28 protein-coding genes and 1 pseudogene are annotated in these 25,794 nt (G+C 63.8%); 13 read left to right on the top strand and 16 right to left on the bottom strand.

The features are described from left to right. Positions 1-3 precede the first annotated feature (3 nt). The 5 genes from fliR (at position 4) to atzF (ending at position 7,442) form a co-directional block, all read left to right on the top strand. Positions 4-774: a flagellar biosynthetic protein FliR gene (fliR, locus tag AC0L20_RS06240; RefSeq protein ID WP_456769155.1), complete on the top strand. Its 771-nt coding sequence runs from the start codon at positions 4-6 to the stop codon at positions 772-774. Positions 775-785: 11 nt separating this feature from the next. After that, entirely contained in the window at positions 786-1,865 is a 1,080-nt protein-coding gene (gene flhB / locus AC0L20_RS06235) for a flagellar biosynthesis protein FlhB (protein WP_027518912.1), read from the top strand. A 154-nt stretch (positions 1,866-2,019) separates the two neighbouring features. Further along, entirely contained in the window at positions 2,020-4,602 is a 2,583-nt protein-coding gene (gene cckA / locus AC0L20_RS06230) for a cell cycle histidine kinase CckA (RefSeq protein ID WP_456769157.1), read from the top strand. A gap of 282 nt (positions 4,603-4,884) precedes the next feature. After that, positions 4,885-5,889, top strand: a complete 1,005-nt coding sequence (locus tag AC0L20_RS06225; RefSeq protein ID WP_473287834.1) for a Tim44 domain-containing protein — start codon at positions 4,885-4,887, stop codon at positions 5,887-5,889. A 167-nt stretch (positions 5,890-6,056) separates the two neighbouring features. After that, positions 6,057-7,442 (top strand): allophanate hydrolase, encoded by a 1,386-nt coding sequence (gene atzF / locus AC0L20_RS06220; RefSeq protein WP_473287833.1) that lies wholly within the window; start codon positions 6,057-6,059, stop codon positions 7,440-7,442. Between the two features lie 10 nt (positions 7,443-7,452). Here atzF and AC0L20_RS06215 read toward each other — a convergent pair whose 3' ends face one another. The 4 genes from AC0L20_RS06215 to AC0L20_RS06200 form a co-directional block, all read right to left on the bottom strand. Beyond that, entirely contained in the window at positions 7,453-8,178 is a 726-nt protein-coding gene (locus AC0L20_RS06215; protein ID WP_473287832.1) for a Crp/Fnr family transcriptional regulator, read from the bottom strand. An 88-nt stretch (positions 8,179-8,266) separates the two neighbouring features. After that, entirely contained in the window at positions 8,267-9,106 is an 840-nt protein-coding gene (locus tag AC0L20_RS06210) for an ABC transporter ATP-binding protein (RefSeq protein WP_473287862.1), read from the bottom strand. A 20-nt stretch (positions 9,107-9,126) separates the two neighbouring features. Continuing rightward, positions 9,127-9,951, bottom strand: a complete 825-nt coding sequence (locus AC0L20_RS06205; protein ID WP_473287861.1) for an ABC transporter permease — start codon at positions 9,949-9,951, stop codon at positions 9,127-9,129. A 14-nt stretch (positions 9,952-9,965) separates the two neighbouring features. Continuing rightward, a complete protein-coding gene (locus AC0L20_RS06200) occupies positions 9,966-10,979 on the bottom strand; it encodes an NrtA/SsuA/CpmA family ABC transporter substrate-binding protein (RefSeq protein WP_473287831.1) in 1,014 nt (337 codons plus the stop codon). Between AC0L20_RS06200 and AC0L20_RS06195 the strand changes: the two genes are divergently transcribed. The 3 genes from AC0L20_RS06195 (at position 10,974) to AC0L20_RS06185 (ending at position 12,811) form a co-directional block, all read left to right on the top strand. Continuing rightward, positions 10,974-11,219, top strand: a complete 246-nt coding sequence (locus tag AC0L20_RS06195; protein ID WP_473287830.1) for a hypothetical protein — start codon at positions 10,974-10,976, stop codon at positions 11,217-11,219. The genes AC0L20_RS06200 and AC0L20_RS06195 overlap by 6 nt on opposite strands. Positions 11,220-11,344: 125 nt before the next feature. After that, complete coding sequence (locus AC0L20_RS06190; protein ID WP_473287829.1) at positions 11,345-12,025, top strand: lectin; 681 nt, start codon at positions 11,345-11,347, stop codon at positions 12,023-12,025. Positions 12,026-12,103: 78 nt separating this feature from the next. Beyond that, entirely contained in the window at positions 12,104-12,811 is a 708-nt protein-coding gene (locus AC0L20_RS06185; protein ID WP_473287828.1) for a glutathione S-transferase, read from the top strand. Positions 12,812-12,844: 33 nt separating this feature from the next. Here AC0L20_RS06185 and AC0L20_RS06180 read toward each other — a convergent pair whose 3' ends face one another. The 3 genes from AC0L20_RS06180 to AC0L20_RS06170 form a co-directional block, all read right to left on the bottom strand. Further along, positions 12,845-13,519, bottom strand: a complete 675-nt coding sequence (locus tag AC0L20_RS06180; RefSeq protein ID WP_473287827.1) for a methyltransferase family protein — start codon at positions 13,517-13,519, stop codon at positions 12,845-12,847. Positions 13,520-13,634: 115 nt separating this feature from the next. Further along, positions 13,635-13,808, bottom strand: coding sequence for a hypothetical protein (locus tag AC0L20_RS06175; protein ID WP_007612258.1), 174 nt, complete (start codon positions 13,806-13,808; stop codon positions 13,635-13,637). A gap of 236 nt (positions 13,809-14,044) precedes the next feature. Further along, complete coding sequence (locus tag AC0L20_RS06170; RefSeq protein WP_473287826.1) at positions 14,045-14,518, bottom strand: hypothetical protein; 474 nt, start codon at positions 14,516-14,518, stop codon at positions 14,045-14,047. 245 nt (positions 14,519-14,763) lie between these two features. Here AC0L20_RS06170 and AC0L20_RS06165 point away from each other — a divergent pair, with 245 nt between their 5' ends. Both AC0L20_RS06165 and AC0L20_RS06160 read left to right on the top strand, forming a co-directional pair. After that, on the top strand, positions 14,764-16,419 hold the full coding sequence (locus AC0L20_RS06165; RefSeq protein ID WP_473287825.1) for a fumarate hydratase: 1,656 nt from the start codon (positions 14,764-14,766) through the stop codon (positions 16,417-16,419). Positions 16,420-16,436: 17 nt separating this feature from the next. Further along, the gene (locus tag AC0L20_RS06160; RefSeq protein ID WP_473287824.1) at positions 16,437-17,441 is read left to right on the top strand and encodes a GIY-YIG nuclease family protein; all 1,005 of its coding nucleotides are present in this window, start codon (positions 16,437-16,439) and stop codon (positions 17,439-17,441) included. 241 nt (positions 17,442-17,682) lie between these two features. Here the strand turns inward: AC0L20_RS06160 and AC0L20_RS06155 are convergent. The 6 genes and pseudogenes from AC0L20_RS06155 to AC0L20_RS06130 form a co-directional block, all read right to left on the bottom strand. Next, a pseudogene (locus tag AC0L20_RS06155) lies at positions 17,683-18,602 on the bottom strand (SH3 domain-containing protein). A gap of 14 nt (positions 18,603-18,616) precedes the next feature. Further along, a complete protein-coding gene (locus AC0L20_RS06150) occupies positions 18,617-18,913 on the bottom strand; it encodes a hypothetical protein (RefSeq protein ID WP_247362543.1) in 297 nt (98 codons plus the stop codon). A 104-nt stretch (positions 18,914-19,017) separates the two neighbouring features. Beyond that, positions 19,018-19,572 carry an inner membrane-spanning protein YciB gene (locus AC0L20_RS06145; RefSeq protein ID WP_473287823.1) on the bottom strand — a complete coding sequence of 185 codons (555 nt, stop codon included), beginning with the start codon at positions 19,570-19,572 and terminating at the stop codon, positions 19,018-19,020. Positions 19,573-19,584: 12 nt separating this feature from the next. Beyond that, positions 19,585-20,160, bottom strand: coding sequence for a hypothetical protein (locus AC0L20_RS06140; protein WP_473287822.1), 576 nt, complete (start codon positions 20,158-20,160; stop codon positions 19,585-19,587). A gap of 74 nt (positions 20,161-20,234) precedes the next feature. Further along, complete coding sequence (locus AC0L20_RS06135; protein WP_473287821.1) at positions 20,235-20,504, bottom strand: hypothetical protein; 270 nt, start codon at positions 20,502-20,504, stop codon at positions 20,235-20,237. Between the two features lie 38 nt (positions 20,505-20,542). After that, positions 20,543-21,940: a carotenoid oxygenase family protein gene (locus tag AC0L20_RS06130; RefSeq protein WP_473287820.1), complete on the bottom strand. Its 1,398-nt coding sequence runs from the start codon at positions 21,938-21,940 to the stop codon at positions 20,543-20,545. 107 nt (positions 21,941-22,047) lie between these two features. On the opposite strand from AC0L20_RS06130, the gene AC0L20_RS06125 reads away from it, so the two are divergent. After that, on the top strand, positions 22,048-22,773 hold the full coding sequence (locus AC0L20_RS06125) for a TetR/AcrR family transcriptional regulator (RefSeq protein WP_473287860.1): 726 nt from the start codon (positions 22,048-22,050) through the stop codon (positions 22,771-22,773). Between the two features lie 18 nt (positions 22,774-22,791). On the opposite strand, the gene AC0L20_RS06120 is transcribed toward AC0L20_RS06125, so the two are convergent. Continuing rightward, positions 22,792-23,412, bottom strand: coding sequence for a hypothetical protein (locus AC0L20_RS06120; RefSeq protein ID WP_473287819.1), 621 nt, complete (start codon positions 23,410-23,412; stop codon positions 22,792-22,794). Positions 23,413-23,577: 165 nt separating this feature from the next. On the opposite strand from AC0L20_RS06120, the gene AC0L20_RS06115 reads away from it, so the two are divergent. Continuing rightward, positions 23,578-24,138, top strand: coding sequence for an SET domain-containing protein (locus tag AC0L20_RS06115; protein WP_027567622.1), 561 nt, complete (start codon positions 23,578-23,580; stop codon positions 24,136-24,138). A 44-nt stretch (positions 24,139-24,182) separates the two neighbouring features. On the opposite strand, the gene AC0L20_RS06110 is transcribed toward AC0L20_RS06115, so the two are convergent. Both AC0L20_RS06110 and AC0L20_RS06105 read right to left on the bottom strand, forming a co-directional pair. Then, complete coding sequence (locus AC0L20_RS06110) at positions 24,183-24,581, bottom strand: hypothetical protein (RefSeq protein ID WP_018456396.1); 399 nt, start codon at positions 24,579-24,581, stop codon at positions 24,183-24,185. A gap of 38 nt (positions 24,582-24,619) precedes the next feature. Further along, positions 24,620-24,850 (bottom strand): hypothetical protein, encoded by a 231-nt coding sequence (locus AC0L20_RS06105; protein WP_026233166.1) that lies wholly within the window; start codon positions 24,848-24,850, stop codon positions 24,620-24,622. Between the two features lie 101 nt (positions 24,851-24,951). Here AC0L20_RS06105 and AC0L20_RS06100 point away from each other — a divergent pair, with 101 nt between their 5' ends. After that, positions 24,952-25,773, top strand: a complete 822-nt coding sequence (locus AC0L20_RS06100) for a helix-turn-helix domain-containing protein (protein WP_473287818.1) — start codon at positions 24,952-24,954, stop codon at positions 25,771-25,773. Positions 25,774-25,794 lie beyond the last annotated feature (21 nt).

Genomic DNA, 25,794 nt, shown 5'->3' with positions numbered 1-25,794 from the left:
GTCATGCGCATCGACGTCTCGCTGCTGCCGGCGCTTGCCGCCTCCTTCATGCTCGCCTTTGCCCGGGTCGGCGCGATGGTGATGCTGTTGCCGGGCCTGGGCGAGACCAATATCCCGACACGGATCAAGCTGTCGATCGCGCTGCTGCTCACGCTGATCATCCTGCCGCTGCATCGCAACGCCTATCAGGTCGACATGGGCTCGATCGCGCCGCTGCTGGTCCTGATGCTGCATGAGATCGTGATCGGCATCGTGCTGGGGGCGACCGCGCGGGTGACGTTGTCGGCGCTGCAGGTTGCCGGTTCCGTGATCGCGCAGCAGATGGGGCTCGGCTTCGTCACCTCGGTCGATCCGACGCAGGGACAGCAGGGCGTGCTGGTCGGCAACTTCCTGACGATACTGGGGGTCACACTGCTGTTCGCCACCGACAGTCATCATCTGGTGATCGCGGCGCTGAATGACAGCTACACGATCTTCGCGCCGGGCGAGACCGTGTCGAGCGCCGATGTCGCCGCGCTGGCGACGCGCGCCTTCGCCGCCGCGTTCCGCCTGGGCTTGCAACTTTCCGGCCCGTTCCTGGTGTTCGGCCTCGTCTTCAACATCGGGCTCGGCGTGCTGGCGCGGCTGATGCCGCAGATGCAGGTCTATTTCGTCGGCGTGCCGCTCTCGATCTTCGCCGGCTTCCTGGTGCTCGCCGTGGTGCTCACGGCGATGATGGGCACCTATCTCGACTATTTCATCGGTGTCATGCACCAGATGATGCCACTCAAGTGACCAGGTGATCGATGGCGGAAGACAACGATCCAGAGAGTCAAACAGAAGACCCGACGCAAAAACGTCTCGAAGAGGCGCTCGAACGCGGTGACGTCGCCAAGAGCCAGGAGATCAACACCTGGTTCATGATCGCGGGCGCCACGCTCGTGGTCTCGAGCTTCTCGGGATCGGTCGGCAGCGGGCTGTTGGCGCCGATGCGCAACCTGCTCGCCAATTCCTGGATGATCAAGACCGACGGCAGGGCTCTGCTCGCCCTGATGCAGCAGATCGAAGTCGCGGTGCTGGCGGCGGTGGGCGTGCCGCTGCTGATGCTGGTACTCGCGGCAATTGCCGGCAACGTGCTGCAGCATCGCCTGGTCTGGTCGGCCGAATCCCTCAAGCCCAAGTTCAGCAAGCTGTCGCCTGCCGAAGGCCTCAAGCGCATCTTCGGCAAGCAAGCGGCGGCGAACTTCCTCAAGGGTCTCGGCAAGCTGATCGTGCTCGGCGCGGTCATGACCGTGATCCTGTGGCCGGAGCGGCATCGCATGGAGGCGATGGTCAGGCTCGATCCGGCCGCGCTGCTCGGCGCCTCCACCAGCCTGACCATTCATCTGCTCGCCGCGGTGGTCGCAGCGCTCGCCATCATCGCCATCGGCGACTATTTCTTCCAGTATCGCAGCTGGTTCCAGCGGCAGAAGATGTCGCTCCAGGAGATCAAGGAAGAGTACAAGCAATCCGAAGGCGACCCGCACATCAAGGGCAAGCTCAGGCAACTGCGCCAGCAGCGCTCCAAGAAGCGCATGATGGCGGCGGTTCCCAAGGCCTCCGTGATCATCACCAACCCCACCCACTATTCGATCGCGCTGTCCTACGAGCGCGGCATGTCGGCGCCGATCTGCGTCGCCAAGGGCGTCGACAACCTCGCTTTCAAGATCCGGGAGATCGCGCGCGAGCACGATATCCCGATCGTCGAGAACGTGCCGCTCGCCCGCGCGCTCTATGCCACCGTCGAGATCGACGAGGAAATCCCGACCGAGCACTACCATGCGGTCGCCGAAGTCATCGGCTACGTCATGCGTCTGAAGAGCGGATTCGGTGCCAGCCGGCAATAAAACCCCTGAAAAGTACTGGAAATGGCCGTAATCTGGGAATCAGCGTACCTTTCGCCCCTGCTGCCCTTGCGCCTGCGGGTCCGATTCAGGCAGGGAGGACCCTGCGCGCCCTGTAGCGCGTTGATTCTCTGCCGACAGGCTGTGCCAGCTTGAGATGACTGCCGAGACCGACCACGACCTCACACGCGAGCCCGTTGCGGCGCAAGAGCCGTCGCCGCGCTCGGGCAGCATTGCCCTGGTGCTGCTGGTGGCCGCCGGGCTCGTCGCCGTTGCCGTCGGGCTGATGACGCTCGGGCGCGCGCAGGCGCAGCCCTATATTCTCGGCATCCTCGCCGTGCTGGCGATGGTCGGCCTGTTCAACCTGTTCGCCTTTGCCGCCGGCATCATCCGCTTCGTCGATCGCAATCTCGACGATCCCGTGATGGGCCGCATCGCCGATCACGCCTTCGACGGCCTCGCCGTGACCGACCCGCGCGGCCATGTGGTCTATTCCAATGCGGCCTATCTGACGCTGACCGGCGCCGCCGGCCCGCAGGACGTGCGCCCCGTGGAGCGCGTCTTCATCGGCAACCCCGACGTCTCCGAAGCGGTGTTCCGCCTGTTGAAAGCCGCGCGCGAAGGCAAGCGGCAGCAGGAAGAGGTGCGCATCTCCGGCCATGACGGCAGCCAGGGCCGCTGGCTGCGCATGCGGGTGCGGCCCCTCGGCACCGGCAAGCGCGAGACGAGATACGCGGTGTGGTCGATCGCCGACATCACCCGCGACCGCGAGCGCCAGGAGGACGTGTTCCAGGAACTCCAGCACGCGATCGAATATCTCGATCACGCGCCTTGTGGTTTCTTCTCGGTCAATCCGGCCGGCGAGCTCGCTTACGTCAACGCGACGCTGGCGAACTGGCTCGACTACGACCTCGCCGAGATCGGCTCGGGCGGGCTGAAGCTCACCGACATCGTCTCCGGCGACGGCGCTTCGCTTCTGACCGCGATCGTGGCGGTGCCGGGTGAGGTCAAGACGGAAGTCTTCGACATCGACCTGCGCATGCGTACCGGCAAGACCATGCCGGTGCGGCTCTATCACAAGCTCGCCTTCGGCGCCGACGGTGCGCCAGGCCCGTCGCGCACGCTGGTGATCAGCCGCGCCCGTGACGAGCGCAGCGATCCGGACCGCGCCGCCGAAGTGCGCTTCATGCGCTTCTTCGACCATACGCCGATGGCGATCGCCACCGTCGACCGCGGCGGCAACGTCGTGCGCGCCAATGCGCGCTACGCCAAGCTCGGGCAGGCGTTAGGGCTCGACAGCGCCAGCAAGTCGATCTTCCGCGCGGTCAATTCGCGCGACCGTCATTTGCTGATCGCGGCCATCAACCAGGCCGCCGAGAATCAGGCCGACATCGCGCCGGTCGAGGTCGCGCTGGAAGGAACCAAGGAGCGCTGGGGCCAGTTCTTCGTCACGCCGGTCGACGGGGGTGAGAACGACGCGGAAGCCGCCATCGTGCACATGCTCGAGACCACCGAGCGGCGCGCGCTGGAGAACCAGATCAACCAGTCGCAGAAGATGGAGACCGTCGGCCAGCTCGCCGGCGGCATCGCCCACGACTTCAACAACGTGCTCTCCGCCATCATGATGGCGAACGACTTCCTGCTGAACGCGCACAAGCCGACCGACCCGTCGTTCCAGGATATCATGCAGATCAAGCAGAACGCGACGCGGGCCGCCACGCTGGTGCGGCAGTTGCTGGCGTTCTCGCGGCGGCAGACGCTGCGGCCGCAGGTGCTCGACCTCGGCGATGCGCTCTCCGACCTCGCCATGCTGCTGCGCCGCCTGATCGGCGAGAAGGTCAAGCACGAGACCATCCACGGCCGCGATCTTTGGCCGGTCAAGGTCGACGTCTCCCAGTTCGAGCAGGTCATCGTCAATCTCGCGGTCAACGCGCGCGATGCCATGCCCGACGGCGGCAAGCTGATCATCCGGACCGCCAACGTCACCGCCGAGGAGGCGGCCAGGCTGGCCTACAAGGGCATGCCGGCAGCGGACTACGTGCGGATCGAGGTCGCCGACACCGGTACCGGCATCCCCGCCGATATCCGCGACAAGATTTTCGAGCCGTTCTTCTCGACCAAGGAAGTCGGCAAGGGTACCGGCCTCGGGCTCTCCACCGTCTACGGCATCGTCAAGCAGACCGGCGGTTTCATTTACGTGGACTCCGAGCCGGGGCAGGGCACCTCGTTCCAGATCTTCCTGCCGCGCCATCATGCCGAGCCGGAGGTGCAGGTCGAGCAGCCGGCGCCGGTCGTTGGCGCCAGCAATGGTGCCGCGAAGGAAGCCGGGTCCACGGCGGACGCCAAGCCCCGCACCGATCTCACCGGACAGGGCACTATCCTGCTGGTCGAGGACGAAGAGGGCCTGCGCGCGCTCAATGCACGCGGTCTGCGCTCGCGCGGCTACACCGTGGTCGAGGCTGAGAACGGCGTCGAGGCGCTGGAAGTCCTGGAAGAGCAGAGCGGCGGAATCGATCTCGTCGTGTCCGACGTCGTGATGCCGGAGATGGACGGCCCCACGCTGCTCAAGGCGATGCGCGAGAAGAACCCCGACATCAAGTTCATCTTCGTCTCCGGCTACGCGGAAGACGCGTTCGAGAAGAGCCTGCCCGAAGGCCAGCAGTTCGACTTCCTGCCCAAGCCGTTCACGCTGAGCCAGCTCGTGGCGGCCGTGAAGGAGACGATGGCGAAGGCGGGGTGAGGGCGCGGGCTCCACGTTCTCCGTCATTGCGAGGAGCGAAGCGACGAAGCAATCCAGTTGCCTCCGCGGAAACAGCCTGGATTGCTTCGCTTCGCTCGCAATGACGAGAAAAAAGCTCTCAACAGCCACCGGTAACCCGCGACCGCGGCTCCTTCGCTCACCCGGCCAAGCTGCCGCCAAATATGGGCTTTTGCCACATCCCCGCGACTGAGGGCCGCAGCCACAAGTTCCGATAGTGGCTTCCTTTTTACGGAAGGCTGCCCATCTTAGGGGCACGTCCCCATGCCGGGGATCTGGGAAACCAACATGAATTTCTCGCAACGCTCCCGCAGCATCTTCAAGACGATTGCCGTCGTGCTGGCGCTTGCGCTGCCGACTGCGCTGGCGATCTCGTCCGCCGACGCGCGCGTCGGTGGCGGCATGTCGTCGGGTTCGCGCGGTTCGCGCACCTATTCGGCCCCGCCATCGACCACGACCGCGCCGGGCTCGACCTCGCAGTTCAATCGGACCTACACCCAGCCGGGCGCAGGCATGAATTCGGCTGCCGCCGCCCCCGCGCGCGGCGGCCTGTTCGGCCGCGCCGGCGGCTTTATGGGTGGCCTCGCGGCCGGCTTCCTCGGCGCGGGCCTGCTCGGGATGCTGTTCGGCGGTGGCCTGTTCGGCGGTCTCGGCGGCATGTCGTCGATCATCGGCCTGATCATCCAGATCGTGCTCGTGGTGCTCGTGGTTCGGCTGGCGATGTCCTGGTGGCAGCGCCGCCACACCCCGCAGGCGGCCTATGCCAACGCTGACGCCGGCGCCGGTCCGGGACCGCAGGCGAACAACCGTAGTGGTCTTGGTGGCGGTCTTGGCGGCGGCTTCGGCTTCGGCGCCAACAACGCGCCGCTCGAGATCAAGCCGGACGACTATGAAGCGTTCGAGCGCCTGCTCGGCGACGTCCAGTCCGCCTGGTCCAACGAGGACGTGGCCAAGCTGCACACGCTCGCGACGCCGGAAATGGTCTCCTATTTCGAGCAGGACCTCGGCCAGAACCGCGCCCGCAATGTCGTCAACAAGGTCAGCGGTGTGAAGCTGTTGCAGGGCGACCTCGCGGAATCCTGGCGCGAAGGCGAGACCGATTACGCGACTGTGGCGCTGCGCTTCGCGCTCACCGACAAGACGCTCGACCGCAATACCGGCGCAATTGTCGCCGGCAGCGAGCAGCCGGGCGAGGCCACCGAAGTCTGGACCTTTGCCCGGCGTCCGGGCGGCGCCTGGGAATTGTCGGCGATCCAGCAGACCAACTGATCGCGCGTATAGCGACAAACGAGGGCGTCGTGCTTCGGCACGGCGCCCTTTTTGTTTGAGCGGCACGTTTCCGGTCAGGTGGCCATTTGGGCGAAGCACTTAATTGCTTGTTGGCCGCGCAGAGCTGCCCCAATTTCGCGCCTGCCGGTTGGATGAGGAGATATTCCGTGAGCCAGTGTGTCGCGCGCCTCAGGACAAACTACGAAGGCATTGCCAGGAGTTCGTCCCTGCTGCTGGAGGCGATCGGAACGGCGTATGACCGGATCGAGGCCGAGCGCGACCGCAATTGCTGGATCCATCTTCGCCCACGGCAGGAGGCACTCGAAGAATGCCATAAGCTGGTGGCGCGCGCGCGGACGGGCGAAAATCTTCCGCTGCTCGGTATTCCCTTTGGTGTGAAGGACAATATCGACGTTGCGGGCATGCCGACCACTGCCGCATGTCCGGCGTTCAGCTACACGCCCTGGCATTCCGCGCACAGCGTGGAACGCCTCACCGCAGCCGGCGCAATTTGCCTCGGAAAGACCAATCTCGATCAGTTCGCCACAGGCCTGTCCGGCGTGCGTTCGCCCCATGGCCCCTGCGCGTCGGTTGCCGATGCGCGCTATGTTGCGGGCGGCTCCAGTTCCGGGTCCGCGGTCGCCGTGGCGGCCGGGCACGTCGCCTTTGCGCTCGGCACCGATACCGGCGGCTCGGGGCGCATACCTGCCGGGTTCAACAACATCGTCGGAATCAAGCCGACCGTTGGGCTGGTGTCATCACGTGGCCTGGTGCCGAATTGTCCGACGATCGATTGCGTGTCCGTATTCTGCAATACTGTCAGCGACGGCGAGGCAATCCTCGACATCATCGAAGGGTTTGATTTCGAAGATCCCTACAGCCGCCTGCCCAGAACCTTTTTCCCCGCCAACGGAGCGGCGGCATCATTCCGGTTCGGCCGCGTTGCGCCAGCAGATCTCGAATGCTTCGGCATGTCGGAATGCGGCGAACTCTACGAGAGCGCCTGCGAACGTCTTGCTCATATCGGAGGAACGGCGATCGAGGTGGACTTCGCCCCATTCCGCCAGGCCGGGGAGTTGATGTTCAGCGGTCCCTGGGTCGCGGAGCGGCACTCTGCCATCGCTTCGCTCATTGACGTCGAATCCGGCGCCTTGCTTGATGTCACGAGGACCGTGCTGGGCTCAGCCGCCGGCTATTCGGCGATCGACACGTTTGGCGCCATTCACCGGCTGCACCGGCTTCGCCGCGACGCCGAAGCAATCTTTGCCGGCATCGATGCCCTGGTGGTTCCGACCGCGCCGCGGCCGTTCACACTGGAGGAGATGCATCGTGATCCGATCACCCTCAACAATCGTCTGGGCTACTACTCGTACTTTGCCAATCTACTCGATCTCTGCGGCGTCGCCGTTCCGAATGCGAAATTGCCAAGCGGGATGCCCATGGGCGTGACCCTGCTGGCGCCGGCTTGGCACGATCGCGCGCTGATCGGACTGGCGCGGCGGTTCGAGGCCGGCGCAGACGGATCGGCGTTCGAGTTGAAGTCTGGCGGCTAAAGGGCGGACATTATCCGATCGCCTGCCCGAGCGTAGAAACATCCAGGATCGAAATCACGGATCTTTCGTATCTGATCACGCCTTCGTCCTGGAGCCGCGCGAGTTGCACGGTCACCCATTGGCGGGTGGATCCGATGAGATTGGCGAGATCACCGTGGGTGAACGGCATGCCGACGACGACCTCGTTGTCGCGCTTCACGCCGTAGACGTGCGACAGGAAGATCAGCAGGCTGTGCAACCGCTCGGTGACCGAGCGCGTCCCAAGCATCTGGGCCATTGCCGAATAGCATCGCGCCTTGAATGCGAGGGCATCCAGCAAGGCGACGGCAATCGTCGGCGCTTCCAGCGCAAGCCGCCGCAGCGCCGGTCCGGGCATGAACGTCAACCGGCTGCGCTCGGCCGCAACCGATGTCCACATGTGCGGGCCCGTCCCGAATATGTCGGGCCCGCCGACGAAGTTGCCGGGAAACCAATAGGCGAGCGTGACTTCGCGCCCCGACGGTGCAGCATAGTAGCTGCGTATGCGCCCCTCGCTGATCAGGTAGATCCCGGCCTGTGCGTCGCCCTGAGACCAAACCAGTTGGCCGGCTTCCAGGATCTTTTCGCGTCCGATCGCACGCAAGCGATTGCAATCAGCCCGGTTGAGACCATCCAGCAAGCCGGGAAGCGGTCTGACGAGATCGTCAGACTCCGCGAGCATCACACCTGCCGCTATCGCGCTGTTCGCCCTGTGCATGGCCGGCTCCGCAGGTGAGACCCGGCATCGACTATTCAAGAACCATGCCAGCCCGCTGCGTCGCCTCAGACCCGCGGGCTCCGCGTCGTCAGTCCGCGTCCGACTGATTGAACGCCCGCAACCCTTCCGCGCGGATGACGTCGAGACAATCCTTCTTGAGCGACAGATAAGCTGGCTCGACCATGACAGAACTCGACCGTGGGCGCGGCAGCTTGACCGCGACTTCGCGCAGGATGCGGCCGGGTCCCGCGCTCATGATGAGAACGCGGTCGGCCAGTACGATGGCTTCATCGATGTCATGCGTCACGAATACGATTGTCGCCTTGATCCGGTCGCGCAGCGCCAGCAGATTGTCTTGCATCACCGCGCGGGTCTGCGCGTCGAGCGCCCCGAAGGGCTCGTCCATCAGCAGCACACGGGGCTGATTGGCCAGCGCTCGTGCGATCGCCACGCGCTGTTGCATGCCGCCGGACAGCGTGTTCGGATAAGCGTCGGCGAAACGCTTGAGGCCGACCATCGCGATCAGATCGTCGGCGATGGCATACGCTTCCGTCCTGGACTTCCCGAGCATCCTGGGACCGTGGGCGATGTTGCTGCGGACCGACTTCCAGGGGAAGAGATGCGGCTGCTGGAACACCATGCCGACATCGGGACGCGGACTGTAGACGGGCGCGCCCTCGACCAGGATCTCGCCTTCGAACGGCACTTCCAGCCCGGCGATCGTATTGAGCACCGTCGATTTGCCGCAGCCGGAGGGCCCGGCGATGCAAACGAACTCGCCAGGCGCCACGTCAAAGGAAACGCGATCGACTGCGATCATCTGCCCGCGCTTGGTGTCGAAAACGATGCTCAGGTTCGAGACTTGAATGGCCGGTTGTTTCCGCGCCGATTCGTCGGAGGCAGGCGAACTTGCCAGCGCCAGCTTCATGCTCGATCGAGACCCCGACATCAGCGCCACCAGACGATACGTTCGGCAAGAGCCGCAAACAGCCGGTCGGCTATGAACGACATCAACCCGAGCGCTGCGAGTCCACCCATGACCTGGCCCGTTTGCAAATTCTGCTGCGCAATCTCGATCCTGTAGACAATGCCGGCGAAAGCGCCGGCCAGTTCAGCCGCGACGAGCGTGTAGAAGGAGATGCTGACGGCGGTGCGCAACCCGACCACGATGTAGGGAAGCGCGCCCAGCAGCACGATCTCCTGCAGCATCTGGCGTCGGGGCGTGCCGAGCATCAACGCCGCCCGAATAAGGCCACGGTCGACCTTCTGCACGCCGATGTGGGTCGAAAGCCATACCGTGAAGAATACGCCCCATACGACGAGGAACAATTTGCCCGCCTCTGACAGGCCGAACCAGAGGATGACGATCGGCACGAAAGCAATCGGTGGAATTGGCCGCAGGATATGGAATAGCGGGGACAGCAAGCTCGAGATAACGGGGAATTGGCCGGTGAGAACACCGAGCAGGATGCCGAGCGCGCCGCCCACGATGAACCCCGTGGTGACGCGAAAGAGGCTGGCCAACAGATCGCTAAAGAACTGTCCGCTTCGTATCCATTCAAGCACGGCCGCAGCAACCACCGTCGGCGGCGGAAACAGCACCATGTTGACGGTCCCGGAACGGGAGACCAGTTCCCAGAGCCCAATGAACAAGGGAAGAGAAAGCGCCCCGACCAGAATATTGAGGCGGCGCAGCCCAGCTGACTTCGGCCGCCGAGCGCGACCGCCAGTGCGGATGGCAATATCGCTTGCTGCTGAAGTGGCTTCCGGCATGGCCACGCGGGTGCCTATTTCCACGATAAGGAGACGCGTGCGGGATCGACCTTTTTCAGTGGCTCGGTGACAACGACCTTGCTGAAGTCGGGCATCGCCGCTCCCGGAGGATGGTTGCCGCTCTCGAGGCGCCATGCGGAATGGGTCTTCAGAATCTCGATCAGCCGGTCATCGAGACGCACCCGGTAAACATAGTCGGCCCAGATCGGGGCGAGTTCGTCCCGCTTCATTCCGACTGCGTCTGCCACTGTCGTAATTGCTTCATCCGGGTGTGCCTTCATCCAGATCTCGGCATCGATCAGTGCGGCGATGAATTTCTCAACCAGCACGGGGTTGGCGTCCAGATAGGACTTCATGACGACGATATTGAACGTCTCGGAGTAGGTGCCCTTTGTATCGACCTCAGTAACGGCTTCGCCCAGGGCCTTCTTCGCGTTGGCGACGTGGGGCTCCCAGGTGTCGAACGCGTCGATGCTTCCGGCTGCAAGTGCCGGCAGCATCTCCTGCGGCCGCAGATTGACGAGGGTGACATCCTTGGGCATCAATCCCACCGACTTCAGCAAGGTCGCCGTGTAAACCTCGCTGCCGGTGCCGGCAGTGAAGGCTATTCGCTTGCCGCGAAGATCTTCCTTGGTCTTGATGCCGGCCTTGGCCGCGACCAGCGTCTTGAGATCAGAATATTCCATCCCGGCGACGAAGGCGATGGGCTGGTTTGCCATCGCCGAAGCGGTGACCGGCGCCTCGGCCGTCGTCGCGATGTCGGCGCCGCCCCCGATCACCGTGTCCAGGCACTGCTTGCCGGACGTGAAGTTCGAGACCGTGATGTCCAGTCCGTTCTTTTCGAAAATTCCCTTCGATTTGGCGACGATCGCAAGGCCGGAGATCGGCCCGAGGTTTTGCGCAAGCCGGGCTTTGAGCAATTCCGCGGCCGAGGCGCAGTCCGGACCAATGGCAAGACCGACGGCAAGGCAGCAAAGCATGGCACGGCCGGCAATTGCTGTGATTGGGCGGATGGTGGTCCGGTGCATGACGATCTCCCCTTGCGCCGCGCCCTGCGCAGCCCCGATGTGATCGCGGATACCGCCCTGAACGGTCCCGCCACAGTCCCCCCGCGTCCTCCCCTGGACGATCACTTGCGGACCGGCCCATTTGGTATGCTCGCCCGGCACCATTGTTCCGGGAAGCAATTAATCGACATGGCAGTCGGGAAGCGGCTGGGAATCGTCGGCGATCCCGCTGACCAGCTGATTGCAGGCGACATGAAATAACCAGGGCATCGTGCTTCTTGCATGGAGCCTTTTTCTTTTGGGGGTCTCGCATCGCGGCATCGGAATAAGCGGGGCTGCGTCGGGTTGAAATCTGGCGGCCAACGACAACACAAAGGGAGGACAGGATGATCCGCATTGAGAGAACCGTGACGATTTCAGGTCTTGCGCTCGCTGCAGCCTTGCTTGCGGCGCCATCGGCGCAGGCGCAGTCGGCCGACATGACGTTCTTCGTGACTTCCAGCGGTCCTGGCAAAGGCGCCGATCTCGGCGGCCTGGAGGGGGCCGATGCGCAGTGCCAAAAGCTGGCCCAGGCCGGCGGCGCCGGTAGTAAGACCTGGCGCGCTTATCTTTCGACCCAGGCTGCCGACGGCAAGCCGGCCGTCAACGCGCGCGACCGCATCGGCAAGGGACCATGGCAGAACGCCAAGGGCGCTGCAATCGCCAAGGACGTTGCCGACCTGCACGGCGCGGCCAACAACCTCACCAAGCAGACCGCGCTGAGCGAGAAGGGCGAGGTCATCAACGGCCGCGGCGACACGCCGAACCGGCACGACATCCTCACGGGTTCGCAAGCCGACGGCAGCGCATTTCCCGCGGGTGACGACAAGACCTGCAAGAACTGGACGTCGAGCACGCAAGGGGCGGCGGTCGTCGGCCATGCCGATCGTCAAGGCCTGCGCGATGACGAGCCGTCGAAATCGTGGAACAGCTCGCATCCCTCGCGCGGTCCCGACGGCGGCTGCTCGCAGGCCGATCTGAAGAGCACCGGCGGCGACGGGCTGCTGTATTGCTTCGCGTCGAATTGAGACGCGGAACTCGCTCCGCCGTCATGGCGTTCGTGATTGCGTGCTACACTCGCCACCACGCAATCACGGACAGTTTCCATGAAATACGAGCTCTATTATTGGCCCGAGATCCAGGGCCGCGGTGAATATGTGCGGCTGGCGCTGGAGGAGGCGGGCGCGGCTTACATCGACGTGGCGCGCGGCCCACGCGGCACAGCTGCGATGATGAAGATGATGGACGCGCACAAGGGCACGCCGCCCTTTGCGCCGCCGTTCCTCAAGGCCGGTAAGCTCGTCATCGGCCAGACCGCGAACATCCTGCTCTATCTCGGCGCCCGCCACGCCCTTGCCCCGAAGTCGGAGGCGGGTCAACTCTGGGTGCATCAGCTCCAGCTCACGATCACCGATTTCGTGGTCGAGATTCACGACACCCATCATCCGCTCGGGCCCTCGCTCTACTACGAAGATCAGAAACCGCCGGCAAAGAAGCGCACGGCCGACTTCTGGGGCGAGCGCGTGCCGAAATATCTCGGCTATTTCGAGCAGCTCCTTGAGGACAATGGCGGCGCTTATCTCACCGGCCGCAAGCTGTCCTATGTCGATCTCTCGCTGTTCCAGCTCGTCGCGGGGCTGCGCTATGCGTTTCCGAAGCGGATGAAGGCGTTCGAGACAGATATCCCGGGCCTCGTCGGCCTGCACGAGCGCGTCGCGGCGCGGCCGAACATCAAGGCCTATCTCGAAAGCCGCCGCCGCATTGCCTTCAACGAGCAGGGCATCTTCCGCCGCTACCGCGAATTGGATGGATAGCCGGTCCGAAGGTGCCGAGGGGGTGTTGCGCGCTCACCATACGCCAGGCAGCAGCCGATAGCGCACGCGCGTCACATAGTCGGCATAGCCCGGCAGGCCCTCGCGCAGCGTGCGCTCCTCGATGCGAATGCGGATGGCAAATAATGCGATGAACAGCGGCGCCATCAGAAGTCCCCACCATGAGCCCAGAAGCAGCGGCACGCCGGCGAAGAACAGGATCATGCCGCTGTACATGGGATGACGCACATGGGCATAGGGCCCCGTCGAGATCACGCGCTGCGCGCGCTCGGCTTGCAGCTTCACCACGGGCGCCGCGAACGAGTTCTCGCGGAAGACCCAGAGGATGAACAGCGTCGAGAGCAGGAACAGGGCGAGGCCCAGCATCTGCAGCGCCACCGGCATGTCGGAGGACAGCATGCGCCGGTCGAGCCCCATCGCCGCCAGCCAGACCAGCATCGTGAGGACGAAGACGGTCATGAACACCTTGTCCGCGGCGGGCTGATCCTTTTGCAGGACCGGCCGCAGGCGTTCGGCGAGCAGTGCGGGGTCGACCTGGTACAGCCACCAACCGCCGAGCGGGCCGAGCAGGGCGGAGGTCGCGAGGAACACCCAGGCCGACGGCCAATGCAGGGTTCCGGCGGACACGAACAGCAGCGCGCCCATGGCGGCGGTGGTGATCGTGCTCTGCAACAGCAGTCTTGCGATCATGCGCAGGTCTCAGATAGCCGCGCACGATATTGGTCCTGCTATCCGGCGAAGATGCGGCCGGACACGCGAAAAGCCCGATCGACCGGATCGGGCATTTCATCTTCGACGCGGCTGATCAGGCGAGCTGATCGATCCGCGTACCCTGACCCGGCGGCAGCGGCGCAGGCGGCGGCGGCTTATAGGTCGGGTCGTTGTCCTTGGTCTTGATCTGATCGTCCTGCTGCTTGGTCGTGTCGTAGCTCGGCACCACGATCGCGATCGGCGGCGGCGAAACGGTAGAAACGCTCATCCAGAAATCCTCGCACATGGAAACATTGACACTGCGCCGCGAGGAGCGAAATTTCCTTCAAGCCAATCGTTAAAATGCGAGGGATCTGGTGCGGTAGAATGTGCTCTCGGACCTCTCCTCGTCATTGCGAGGAGCTCTTGCGACGAAGCAATCCAGTCTGTCACCGCAGAGACAGTCTGGATTGCTTCGCTTCGCTCGCAATGACGGAGTGCGTGGAAAGAGCGGGGTCGCCCCGCCTATTCGTCCTTGCCGCGCGTGATCGCGATGGACGCATCCGTCTTGGTGCGGGTGCATTCCATGTTGAGACGCCGGTAACGCATGCTGACCTTGTCGCCGCGCAAGAGTCCCATCCGCTTCAGGCAGCGTGTCGCGCCCGTCGTCGTATCGTCCCTGGTCACGGTGAAGACGATCGCCGCCATCGACCCCACCAGCGCAAAGAACTCCGGCTTGGGCTTGCGATCGCCCTTGGCATAGAGCTCGATCGAATATTTGTCGCCACGGCAAGCCACGGACAATTCCTTGGCCGCGGGGTGCGTCAGGTAGACGACATTCGCGGCGCGGAAATTCACCTTGAGGCGATCGACTTGGTTCGCCAGCTCCTTGGCGCTGTCGTCGCAGCGGTCCGCGCGCGCGGGTGCGGCGAAGGTCACAAGGCCGGTGATGGCGGCGGCGACCAAGATCGCGCCGCGGACGTGCAAGTTCAATGTCATGATGAAAAGCCCCTTAGCGGGCGCATTCAACCGTCGTCGGGCGCGTAGCGCAAGGGGTGCATCCAGGGTCTTCACTGGCGTCATGAGGGCCTCGTGTCCGCCGACAGCCGCCAAAAAAGCTCGCCATGCGTCGAATCGGGATGCCCAGACCGCACCAGAGCGCCTTCCCTTTGCGGCAAAAAAGCTTAGAACGCTTCTATGAAAGGGGCTCATGCGAGGGCTCCAAAACCCCGAGATTCCAGCCCATGAACGCTCCCACCGCCTTCCCCGACCCCGCAAAGCCCGTTCCGCCCTACAAGCACACGCCGCTGTTTCCGCTGGGCAAGGACGAGACGCCCTACAAGAAGATCACAGCCGAGGGCGTGCGGGTCGAGAAGGTGCTGGGGAAAGACATGCTGGTGGTGTCGCGCGAGGCGCTGCGGGACCTGTCGGAAGCCGCCTTTGGCGACATCAACCATTATCTGCGGCCGGGTCATCTGAAGCAGCTCCGCGCGATCCTGGAGGACGGCGAGGCGAGCCCGAACGACAAGTTCGTCGCGCTGGACTTTCTCAAGAACGCCAACATCGCCGCCGGCGGCGTGCTGCCGATGTGCCAGGACACCGGCACCGCGATCATCATGGGCAAGAAAGGCTGCAACGTCATCACCGACGGTGACGACGAGGCGGCGCTGTCGGAGGGCGCGCGCGATGCTTACCTGCGCCGCAATCTGCGCTACTCGCAGGTCGCGCCCTTGTCGATGTACGAGGAGAAGAACACCGCCAACAACATGCCGGCGCAGTGTGAGATCTACGCCGAAGGCGATGACGCCTACAAGTTCATGTTCATGGCAAAGGGCGGCGGCTCCGCCAACAAGAGCTTTCTGTTCCAGGCCACGCCCTCGGTGCTGACCAAGGACCGGCTGCTCGCCTTCCTCAAGGAGAAAGTGTTGACGCTGGGCACCGCGGCGTGCCCGCCTTATCACCTCGCCATCGTGATCGGCGGCACTTCGGCCGAGCTCTGCATGAAGACGGTGAAGCTGGCGTCGGCTCGCTATCTCGACGCGCTGCCGACCCACGGCTCGCCCGACGGAAATGCGTTTCGCGATCTCGAGATGGAGCAGGAGATCCTGAAGATGACGCAGTCGCTCGGCGTCGGCGCGCAGTTCGGCGGAAAATATTTCTGCCACGACGTGCGCGTGATCCGCATGCCGCGTCACGGTGCCTCGCTCCCGATCGGGCTCGGCGTGTCATGCTCGGCCGATCGCCAGGTGCTCGGCAAGATCACCAAGGACGGCGTCTATCTCGAAGAGCTCGAGCACAACCCGGCGCAGTATCTGCCTGAGGTCGAGCAGTCGCTCGGCGGCGAGGTCGTCAAGATCGACCTCAACCAGCCGATGAAGGATATCCTTGCCACGTTCTCGAAGTACCCGACCAAGACGCGGGTCTCGATGACGGGCACCATGATCGTTGCGCGGGATTCCGCGCATGCCAAGCTGCGCGAGCGGCTCGACAAGGGCGAGCCGCTGCCGGACTATTTCAAGAACCATCCGGTCTATTACGCCGGCCCCGCCAAGACGCCCGAGGGCTACGCCTCCGGTGCGTTCGGCCCGACCACTGCGGGCCGCATGGATTCCTTCGTCGATCAGTTCCAGGCCGCCGGCGGCTCGATGGTGATGGTCGCCAAGGGCAACCGGGCGGCAGCCGTGCGTGAGGCTTGCAAGAAATATGGCGGCTTCTATCTCGGCTCGATCGGCGGCGCGGCTGCGAACCTCGCCGAGCACTGCATCAAGAAGGTCGAGGTGCTCGAATATCCCGAGCTCGGCATGGAAGCGATCTGGCGCATCGAGGTCGTCGACTTCCCAGCGTTCATCATCATCGACGACAAGGGCAACGACTTCTTCAAGGAATTGAATCTGGGCTGAGGGAAGTAGGAAGTAGAATGAAATCGTTGGGAAAAACGCTTCGCCTATTCCTCGTAGACGGAACGCCGTCAGGGATTGTGATCGCTGAAATAATTAATTGGTCCGGTCAGTTAGTGCGTGTACCTCGGTCCTTGCTTAGCCAATTTCTCGAGAGAAAGGAATCTAGTCGCACGGGTGTATATCTTCTGATCGGAAATGACGAAGAAGAGGTTGGTCGACTGCAGGCCTATGTAGGGGAATCGGACAACGTGGGCGACCGGCTGCGGCAGCATGCCAATAGCAAAGATATGTTCGATTGGGACTACGCTTGTGTCATCACGAGTAAGGATCAGAATCTCACCAAAGCGCATGGTCTTTTTCTTGAGTCGCAAATCATCGATCGAGCAAAGGTCGCTGGTCGCGTGAAGTTAGAAAACGTTAAGACAAAGATTTACGAGAGTATTCCTGAATCCGACATCTCAGATATGCTGTACTTCTCGGATCAGATCGCGGTGTTGCTTCCCGCATTGGGCGTAGAACTATTTGCGCCTACCACGCTGGCCAGTCGTGCAGTCCATACTTCGAGCGCCGTAGCGCGCCCCGAAAATGCTGAACCAAATGCAAAATCTACAATCCAACAGGATACGGCCTCCGCAACCAGTGGGCCGTCCACAATTGCTGTCGTCTTGAGGGACAACACATTTGGGATTGAAGCCGAGGGGTTGGAGTCAAATGGCGAAATATTGGTTCTCGCTGGGTCAAAAGCCCGAGGTGAGAACGACAGTAAGATCAACGTGTATAGCCAGCTAAGAGAGCGACTAATTCGCGAAGGAAAGATCGTTAAGACAGATAATCCCAAAGTCTTGCTTTTCACTTCTGATGTTCTTTTTAACAGCCCGAGCGCAGCTTCTGCTGTGATATTGGACCGAAATGATAATGGCCGCACTAGCTGGAAGGAAAAGACTACGCAGCGATCGCTGAATGACTGGTACGCCTTCCAGGCTAACCAGGTGCACCAACCGGCAATTTCCGTGGCAAGCTAGGTCGAAGGACTTGATTCCGCGTGACCGCGCTAGGCCTGGATGGGTCTAGGAACGGATGGGTTGCTGCCTCTAGTGACCGGCGCAGCACCCGCTTTTGCGGGGACGTCGCTGAAGCACTATCCGTTCGATTTAACCGGGTGGCGATTGATGTCCCAATGGCATGAGGACGACATGCAGATGTGGTACTAAGCCTCTCTTGTTAGCTCGTCAGAGTGCTTGACGCTAAGTTTGCCCCCAAGAGCTAGCTGCAATTCGTGACCTGGTTGGAGCACAGCCCGCGCCACCAGCCGCGAACGCCGTCCTGGCTCTCGACAAGGCCCCACAGGCCGCTGCAGGCAAAGATGTGCTTCGGTCCGCCGTCGGTGTCGATCGGGCCGCCGAGCTCGCGCTGGGCCGGCATCCATTTCGCATCGACGAAGGGCGCCTGGAACAGGCCGCCCATGCGTGTCGCGCCATTGGCGTAGGACGCGCCGACCTTGTTGGAGGCGACCCAGCCGCGTCCGGCATAGGGCTTTGGCGCGCTGCGCGGATATTTCTTGTTGTCCTCGTAGTCCCTGCCGGGCGGCTTGGCGCCTTTGATCAGAAACCAGCCGCTCTTGAAGCCGATGATGCGGAATTCGGTGAGCCAGCCGCCGTCGGGCGTGTTCTCGCTGCCGCCGAGCTTGAGCCGGTAGGGCGGCGGAAGCGTGCCGAGCACACGCGCCTTGATCGATGGTTCAGCACGCACGTTGAGGCCGTCAGGATCCTTGTCGACGGACCAGGCGCCGAAATCACAGGGCTCGGTGCCGTCGGGAAGCGTTGAACGCCTGGCGGCGAGATCGGCGTGCAGCTTTGCGAACTCGGTGTCGTCGTTGTCAGGATCCGGCCCGCTACGCGGCTTCAATTCGGCCGAGACTGCGCGCGTCGCATCCGGCGTCAGCGCGACCACGAGAGCCTGGCGCGCGACGAACACGCTTGCAGGTGACTTCGGATCGTTGGAGGAGGCCGGATAGCGGCGATGTAGCCCGTCGAACCTTCGGTTCGATAGGCCGTGCCGGCGACATAGCCTGCCGGTAGCATGGCGAGCGCGCTTGCCCGCCACGCCGGTTCGGCATCGTCCGCGCGCGCCGCTTGGGTCGCGACACACAGGATCGTCGCCGCGATGAGACCGAGCGCGCGCACGGTTGCCGCGCGGCTTAGGCGCGCGTGCCGGTGAACGGGAAGCTGCCCATCGGGCCGATGCCCATCTCACCGCTCATGTTGTCGCCGGAGACGGTTCCGATGAATTCGAGCGTCAACGGCATCGGATTGGTGATCGAAACCTTCCAGTTGACGGCATCGCCGCTGACGGTGCCGTCGAAAATCTCGGCTGTATCGCCTTCCGCACCCTGCGTCCCCGTGAGCGTGCCGCCGGCAGCCGTCAGGCTCAGCGTCGCCTTACGCTCGCCCATGGGTGTCGTCAGGGTCAGAGTCCAGTTGCCGTCGACGGCCATTCGCGTCTCCCAAGATCCCGGCGGACCGCGACGATCCGCGGACCAGTCCCGGCCGAGCGTATAGCGCAACTCGCCGCCCGCGCCTAACGCCCCGTTGGAGGCATTTAGGCGCGGGCGGCGGCGCGCAGTCGGCTGGTGACGATGAGGCGAAGCACGACATATTGCACGGCGAAGGCGAGGATCTTGGCGCCGCCCGCGACCACCGTGATGTAGAACGCCCACAGCTTCAGATCGCCTGTGGAGGCGACGGCGATCATGCCGGCGCCGATCACGAACATCAGCGCGGCCCAGGCATAGCCAGCAGCCGTCACATATTCCGGAACGGTCTCGACGACCATCTTCGGCATGTAGCGCAGCATCCAGCCGCGCTTGAGCATGATGGCGCCGATCGCGAAATGCGCGATCGAGGGCTTTGCGAGCATGAAGCGGGGATCGTTGGTCAGCAGCGTGACCGTGCCGAGCACGACGACGAGCGCGACGCTCGCATAGGTCATGTAATTGAGCTGCTGTCCCTTGACGCGCGCGTAGATCACCTGCGCGATCGCCCCGGCAATCGCCACCGACGTTGCCAGGACGACGTTGTCGGTAACGAGGTAGATGACCAGGAAGACGATGGCGGAGAAGAGGTCGGAGGCGAGGCGGGCGAATACGTCCTTCATCGTCGATCCTGTTCAGCGGGAGGTGGGCAACGCGCTGGCCGGCGCACCGTACTTGATCTGCCGATATTCAGGATACCATTTTGTGAAGTAGATCGCGCTGTTGCGGGCGGCGAAGGCGACCGCGAGGCTCGACCAGAGCGGCAGGCCGGGGACATAGAGCAGCACGAGATTGGCGGCCGCCATCAGCAGTGCAGCCGCGGTCCATGCGCCGGTGATGACGTAGTTGGCATAGTGGAAGCCGGGCATTGCCGCGATCTCGGCCGGCACGGATTCGAGCGCGTATTGCAGCGTGAAGGGACGGCGGACCAGCATCGAGCCGAGCGAGATGACGAAGATGCCGATGTCGACCGACAGCTTGACACCGAGTGTGCCGAGCGCCGGGTCGAACAGCGCGAGGTGGAGGCCGATTGCGGCGAACAGCAGCGCCGAGCCCATAGCCAGGATCTTCACCGAGCGACCGCGCACGACATCGATCGAGCCGGTAACAAGACAGATTGCCGAGGCCACGAACACGCTGATCATGGCCGAGGTCATCAGCATCAGGAAAGTGAAGGCGCCGTAGGGCGCGAGGATCAGGAAAATCGCCATGGTTCGCCTCGGTCAGGCCTTATCTTTACGATGTAAAGATTAGGTCGGGAGCGAGCCGGGGTCAAGCAAAATCTTTACAGTGTCAAAATGACGTAAGCTACTTCTAAAAATTGAATTACTGCAATGGCTTGGTCTGCCATTTCGTCGATGAAGCCGGCCCAGGGCAGGTGCGACAGCACAGGTAAAGCACAGGCGGTCGAGAGGACGAAGGCGAGCACGATACCGCCGTTGAAGACGGTTAGGCCGCCCCGCCGCGGCCGAATCATCTGGAGCGTGATCCCGGCGCAGATCAGGAACACGATCAGGACAGCGAGGCGGTCCGCGGCGATCGATGGCATATGCATGAAGAGGCCTTTGGTGACATCAGCGATGTCGAGAGGAGCTAGCGCGCGCCGACCCAATTGCCGTGAAAACCGTCGGGCACGCGATGGCCGAGCTGCACCAGCGCGACGGGGCCGGCCTCGACATCTCCGGCGTTGAACACGGCGAGGTCGCTGCGGTTCTCCCGCGCGCGCCAGGCCACCGCCAGCAGCCAGCCATCGCCTTCCGCCGCATCTTTCGACCGCTCGACGAACACCGGTTCGGAAATGGTGTCGCCGGCCGGCAGCAGATAATGGCCGAGGCGCTTTCCATTGCCATCGACATGGACGACGCCGGAGAGCGCGCCGAACATCGGCAGCTTCGGATTGGCACAGGCGTACCAGCCGTGACGGCTCCTCAATCCGGCGCGGCGGTCGTCGATGCGCGGGAATTCGCCGGTGAGATCGTCGAGATAGGTCTGCTGGAAGCGGTCGGTGTCGCCTGAGAGATCGAACGTCCAGCGGCAATGGCGGGCGCGCGACTTCTCCGGGTCGGTCGGCCGCCCGTCGGGATGCGGAAACAGCGGCGCTTGCTCGAACTGCATGACGTCCGCGATGATGCGGTCACCGTCCTCCCACGCATTCATGACGTGGAAGACATAGCAGGCTTCAGCGCGAAACCAGACGATGTCCTTCGCGCTGCCCTTGCGCTTGATCACGCCGACATAGGCGCCCTTGTCCGGCTCCCAGGCGTAGGGAGGCCGTCCGGTCATCGCCCGCTCCATGCTGCCGGTGAGGGGCAGGATCGGAAACAGCACGTGGTTCTCGGTGACGATGAAGTCGTGCACCATGCTGGCATAGGGCGCCTCGAAGCGTTCGAAGCGCGTCGCCTTGCCGGACGCATCGATCGAGCCGTAGGAGAGGGTGGGCGTCAGCGGTCCCGCGGCGTTGTAGCCGAAGAACACCAGCTCGCCCGTGACGGGATCGAGCTTGGGATGCGCCGTGAAGCTGCCGGCGACGCGGCCGTGATAATTGTGATAGCCGCGCGTTGCGAGCGTGCCCGGTTCGATCTCGGTCGGCAGATGCGCTTCCTCTAGCGCAAGCAGCTTGCCGGCATGGAAGATGATGTTGGTATTCGCAACGCCGCCATCGGTCAGGTTCGCCGGCGCATCCGACAGCTTGCGGCCGAAGCCGCCGAACAACGCGCGGCCGGCATCGTGCTCGGCCAGCCATTTCGGCGTGCGGATCCAGCGGTTGCGATAGCTGGCGCGCCCGTTCTCGAGATGAAAGGCGTGCAGCATGCCGTCGCCGACGAACCAGTGCGCGCCGGGCGAGTCGAACTGCGGATTGGGGCCGTTGCGATAGAGCGTGCCGTTCAGGTCGCGCGGCAATTCACCGATGATTTTCAGGAAAGGCGCGTCGGCCTCGAACGGGATCGGACCGAGATTGTGGCGGCGTTCGGCAACGGCGTCCTGCTGCACGGCGTATCCCTCCTTTATCTTTACATCGTAAAGATCAAATAGCCGTACGAGGGGGCTTGGTCAAGCGAAATCTTTACACTGTCAATATGGCGTCCTATAGCTGGCCGATGGGCAAGAGCGAAATCAGGACAGAAACCGCGCGCGGTGCGCGCACTCCAAAGAAGGCGAGCGCTCCGGCGCGTCCCGCGCGACGCCCGGCGAGCGTCAAGTCCGAGGCGCCCTATCACCACGGCGCGCTGCGCGAGGCGCTGCTCCAGGCCGCCGAACGGGTGCTGGAGCGGGACGGGCTCGCCGGCTTGACATTGCGCGCGGTGGCGCGCGAAGCGGGGGTCTCGCATGCGGCGCCCACCCATCATTTCGGCGACCTCACCGGGCTTCTCAGTGAGCTCGCGGCGGTCGGCTTCCGCCAGTTCAATGCGGCGATGGCCTCGTCCTCTGACAGCGCCACCACCCCGCTCGAGCGCGCGCTGGCACGGCCGAAAGCCTATGTCGCCTACGCCCAGGCTCATCCCGGCATGTACGGCATCATGTTCCGCACCGAGCGCCTGGACTATTCCAGGCCTTCGCTGCACGAGGCCGCCGAGGCGTCCTTCGCCGGGCTCGCCAATGCCGTCGGCATGATGCGGCAGGAGCAGATCAGCGGCGACGCGCTGACGCTCAATCAGGGCGCCGCCATCGCGCGCGCCTGGTCGATGGTGCACGGTTTTACCATGCTGCTGCTCGATGGGCGGCTGGAGGATATTCTGGGGCGCCTGCCCGAGGGCACGACTCCCGAACGCCTGCTCGAGGCGATGCTGATGTCGCCGGTGACGGGGAAGTTGCCGGGTCCCTGATTGATTGTCAGCGAGCGCCTACCGCATCGTCGCGAGCTCGACCGCGCGGCCGCGTGCGCCGATGATCTTCACCTCGTCCTTGCCGCAGGTAAACCTGGGGGCGAACTCGTCTGCCGCCTTGCGGGCCAGCTCATTGGCGTTCGGGTTGGCAATCGCGTCGACATAGGCGACGTGGCAGACGGGGCCGGGTGGCAGCCGGGTCACGATGAGCATGGCCTTGGTGTTCGGCCGCCCCTGCTTGTCGGGATCGGTGCCATCGGCGATGTGCCAGCGCTGGATCATCGCAAACGGCTTGGCCCCCGCGGTGCGCCATTCGACGGTGGTCTCGGACGAGTTGAACGGAGCGAACCAGACTTTTGCCGCCGGTTCCTGGGCCGCGGCCTTGCGATTGCGGCCGACGGAGACGACCTCACGAAGATCATCCTCGGCGATCAGGACCATGAGGCCATCCTTGCCCTTGCAGACCCGCGTGGTGCTGCCGTCGAGCTCGCTGGGCTTGCCGATCTGGCGGCAATCCTTCGGGGCCGTCGAGGTATATTGGCTGCCCACGGATTGGGCGTCGGCGCGGCCGAGACCGCTGCACATCAGCAACATGGCCAGGAGCAATATGGCGAAGGTTGCAGTGGTGATGCGGAACATGACGACGCCTTTGGTCGAGCGGGAACTCCGTACCGTCAGACGTCTTGATTGTGGGCAAGGTTCAAACTGGGTCGACAGACACCTGACAGCGGCGCGGAATCGTTCTAGAAGAGCGGCTTCGCTTGGGCTCTTTCAGCCTCGTTCGCGTCCTCGTTTTTCGTGATCATGCCAGCCACCTCGTCCAACAAACCTTATCGCGTCGGCCGCTCGAAAACCGGGCTCGGCCTCTTCGCCACCAAGCCGATCAAGAAGGGCACCCGGATCATCCGTTATTACGGACCGATCCTGGACTCCCGGATTCCCGAGCACGACGACATCGAGAACAAATATTTGTTCGAGCTCAACGGCCGCTGGACCATCGACGGCTCGGTGCGCAAGAACCTCGCGCGCTACATCAACCATTCGTGCCGGCCCAACGCCGAATCCGACGTCCGGCCGCGCGAGCGCAAGGTCTTCATCCGCGCCATCAAGAACATCGAGCCGGGCGACGAGATCAATTACGACTACGGCACCGATTATTTCAAAGCCTACCTGAAGCCGATCGGCTGCAAGTGCGAATCTTGCGAGAAGAAGCGCAAGAAGCTGCGCGCCGAGGCGCGGGCCGAGCGCGCCAAGGTGAAGGCGCGCACGGAGCGCAAAGCGCAGAAGGCGGGGGCGAAGGCCGCCAAAAAGAAGAAGCTCAACGGCGTCGCTGTTGGCAAGGCGAACGGCCGCGCGCGGGCCTAGTTTGCACTTGCGCAGCCGGCTCCGTGGTTGTGCTCTGTTCAGCCTCAGGCAGCCAGCACACTCCCGCTCCTGCGCAATCCCACATATTGCAGTTCGGCAAACACGCCGGTCGCGATCGCCTGTGCCACGACCATGAGCTCGCCGGCAAGGTTCGGCGACACCGCGCCCGAGAGCAGCAGCGCAATGCTGCCGACCGTCCAGGCCGCGTTGCCGACGACGACCAGCAGCACGAGCGGCTTTGCCACGGAGGCGCGTGAGGCGAGCCAGCCGACGAGCGCCGTGTAGGCGATCAGGAACAGGCCGGTCTCGCGCAGCAGCGCTTCGGGCAGGTTGAACAGCGAGGCGAACGCGCTGGCGCCGAACGTGAAGCCGAGAGCGGCGACGCCGCTGAAGATCGCGTCGGCAAGAAGCGCGCGGCGAAGGAAGGTGGATGCGTCGATCATCGTGGGTCTCCATGGTTGGGGTGGGCTCGAGGTGAAACTCAGTGCAATCCGCGCCACCAGGCCCGAAGCAGGCGGGCGAGGCGGAACGGGCAGAGGCTCCTGCCGACGCTGTGCTCGAAGGCCGTGACCTGCGCGACGACGTAGTCGCCGGTCGAATGCACCAGCGGCTCGGGCATGTTGAGGCTGCGCGCCAGCATCCGGGTTGCGAGCGCCATGGCCCAGGGAACTAGCTGGTCTGTGACGGTCCGGTAGAGCAGCAGTGCGATCATGGTCGTCTCCTGTTGCGACCCAAGATGCGCCGGCCCGAGGACCAATTCGATTACCTCCGACGTAATGGAAGGGCCGAAATCTGCGTGGTAGGTTCTCAACCATGAACGCACATGCATCCACGGCGCAGGCCGAACGCAGCCAACCGATTCATATCGGCGACCATTTGCGCGAATGGCGGCAGCGCCGCCGCATGAGCCAGCTCGATCTTGCCGGCGAGGCCGAAATCTCGGCGCGGCATTTGAGCTTCGTCGAGACCGGCCGTGCCGCACCCTCGCGCGACATGGTGCTCAGACTCGCCGAGCGGCTCGACGTGCCCTTGCGCGAACGCAACGTGCTGCTGGTCGCCGCCGGCTATGCCCCCGCCTTTCCGCAGCGCCCGCTGGAGGATCCCGCCTTGAAATCAGCTCGCCAGGCGATCGACCTCGTCCTTAGGGCGCACGAGCCCAATCCGGCGCTCGCCTATGACCGGCACTGGAATCTGGTCTCGGCCAATCGCATGCTGGCGCCGCTGCTCGCCGGCATTCCGCAGCGACTGCTCGGCCAGCCCTTCAACGTGCTGCGGCTCGCCTTCCATCCGGAGGCGCTGGCGCCGCGCACGGTCAATCTCGCGGAATGGTGCGGGCATCTTTTGGAGCGGCTGCACAGGCAATGCGAGGCGACCGCCGATCCCGAGCTGATCAAGCTGTACAACGACCTGAAGAGCTATCCGATCCCGGCGCGCGCGGCGCCGCTGTCGAGCGACAATGTCGCGATCCCCTTCAAGCTGCGCCACGACGGGGAGATACTCAGTTTCTTCTCCACCACCATGGTGTTTGGCACGCCCGTCGACATCACGCTGTCGGAGCTGGCTCTGGAAACCTTCTTCCCGGCCGACGAGCGCACTGCCGAGCGGCTCCGACAAATGGCAGCAGCCATGGGCTAGCGGCCTTGCCTCGGCATGGGT

The organism is Bradyrhizobium sp. Kon58 (genome assembly GCF_055807455.1).
This window is presented reverse-complemented; position numbering and strand designations above follow the sequence as displayed.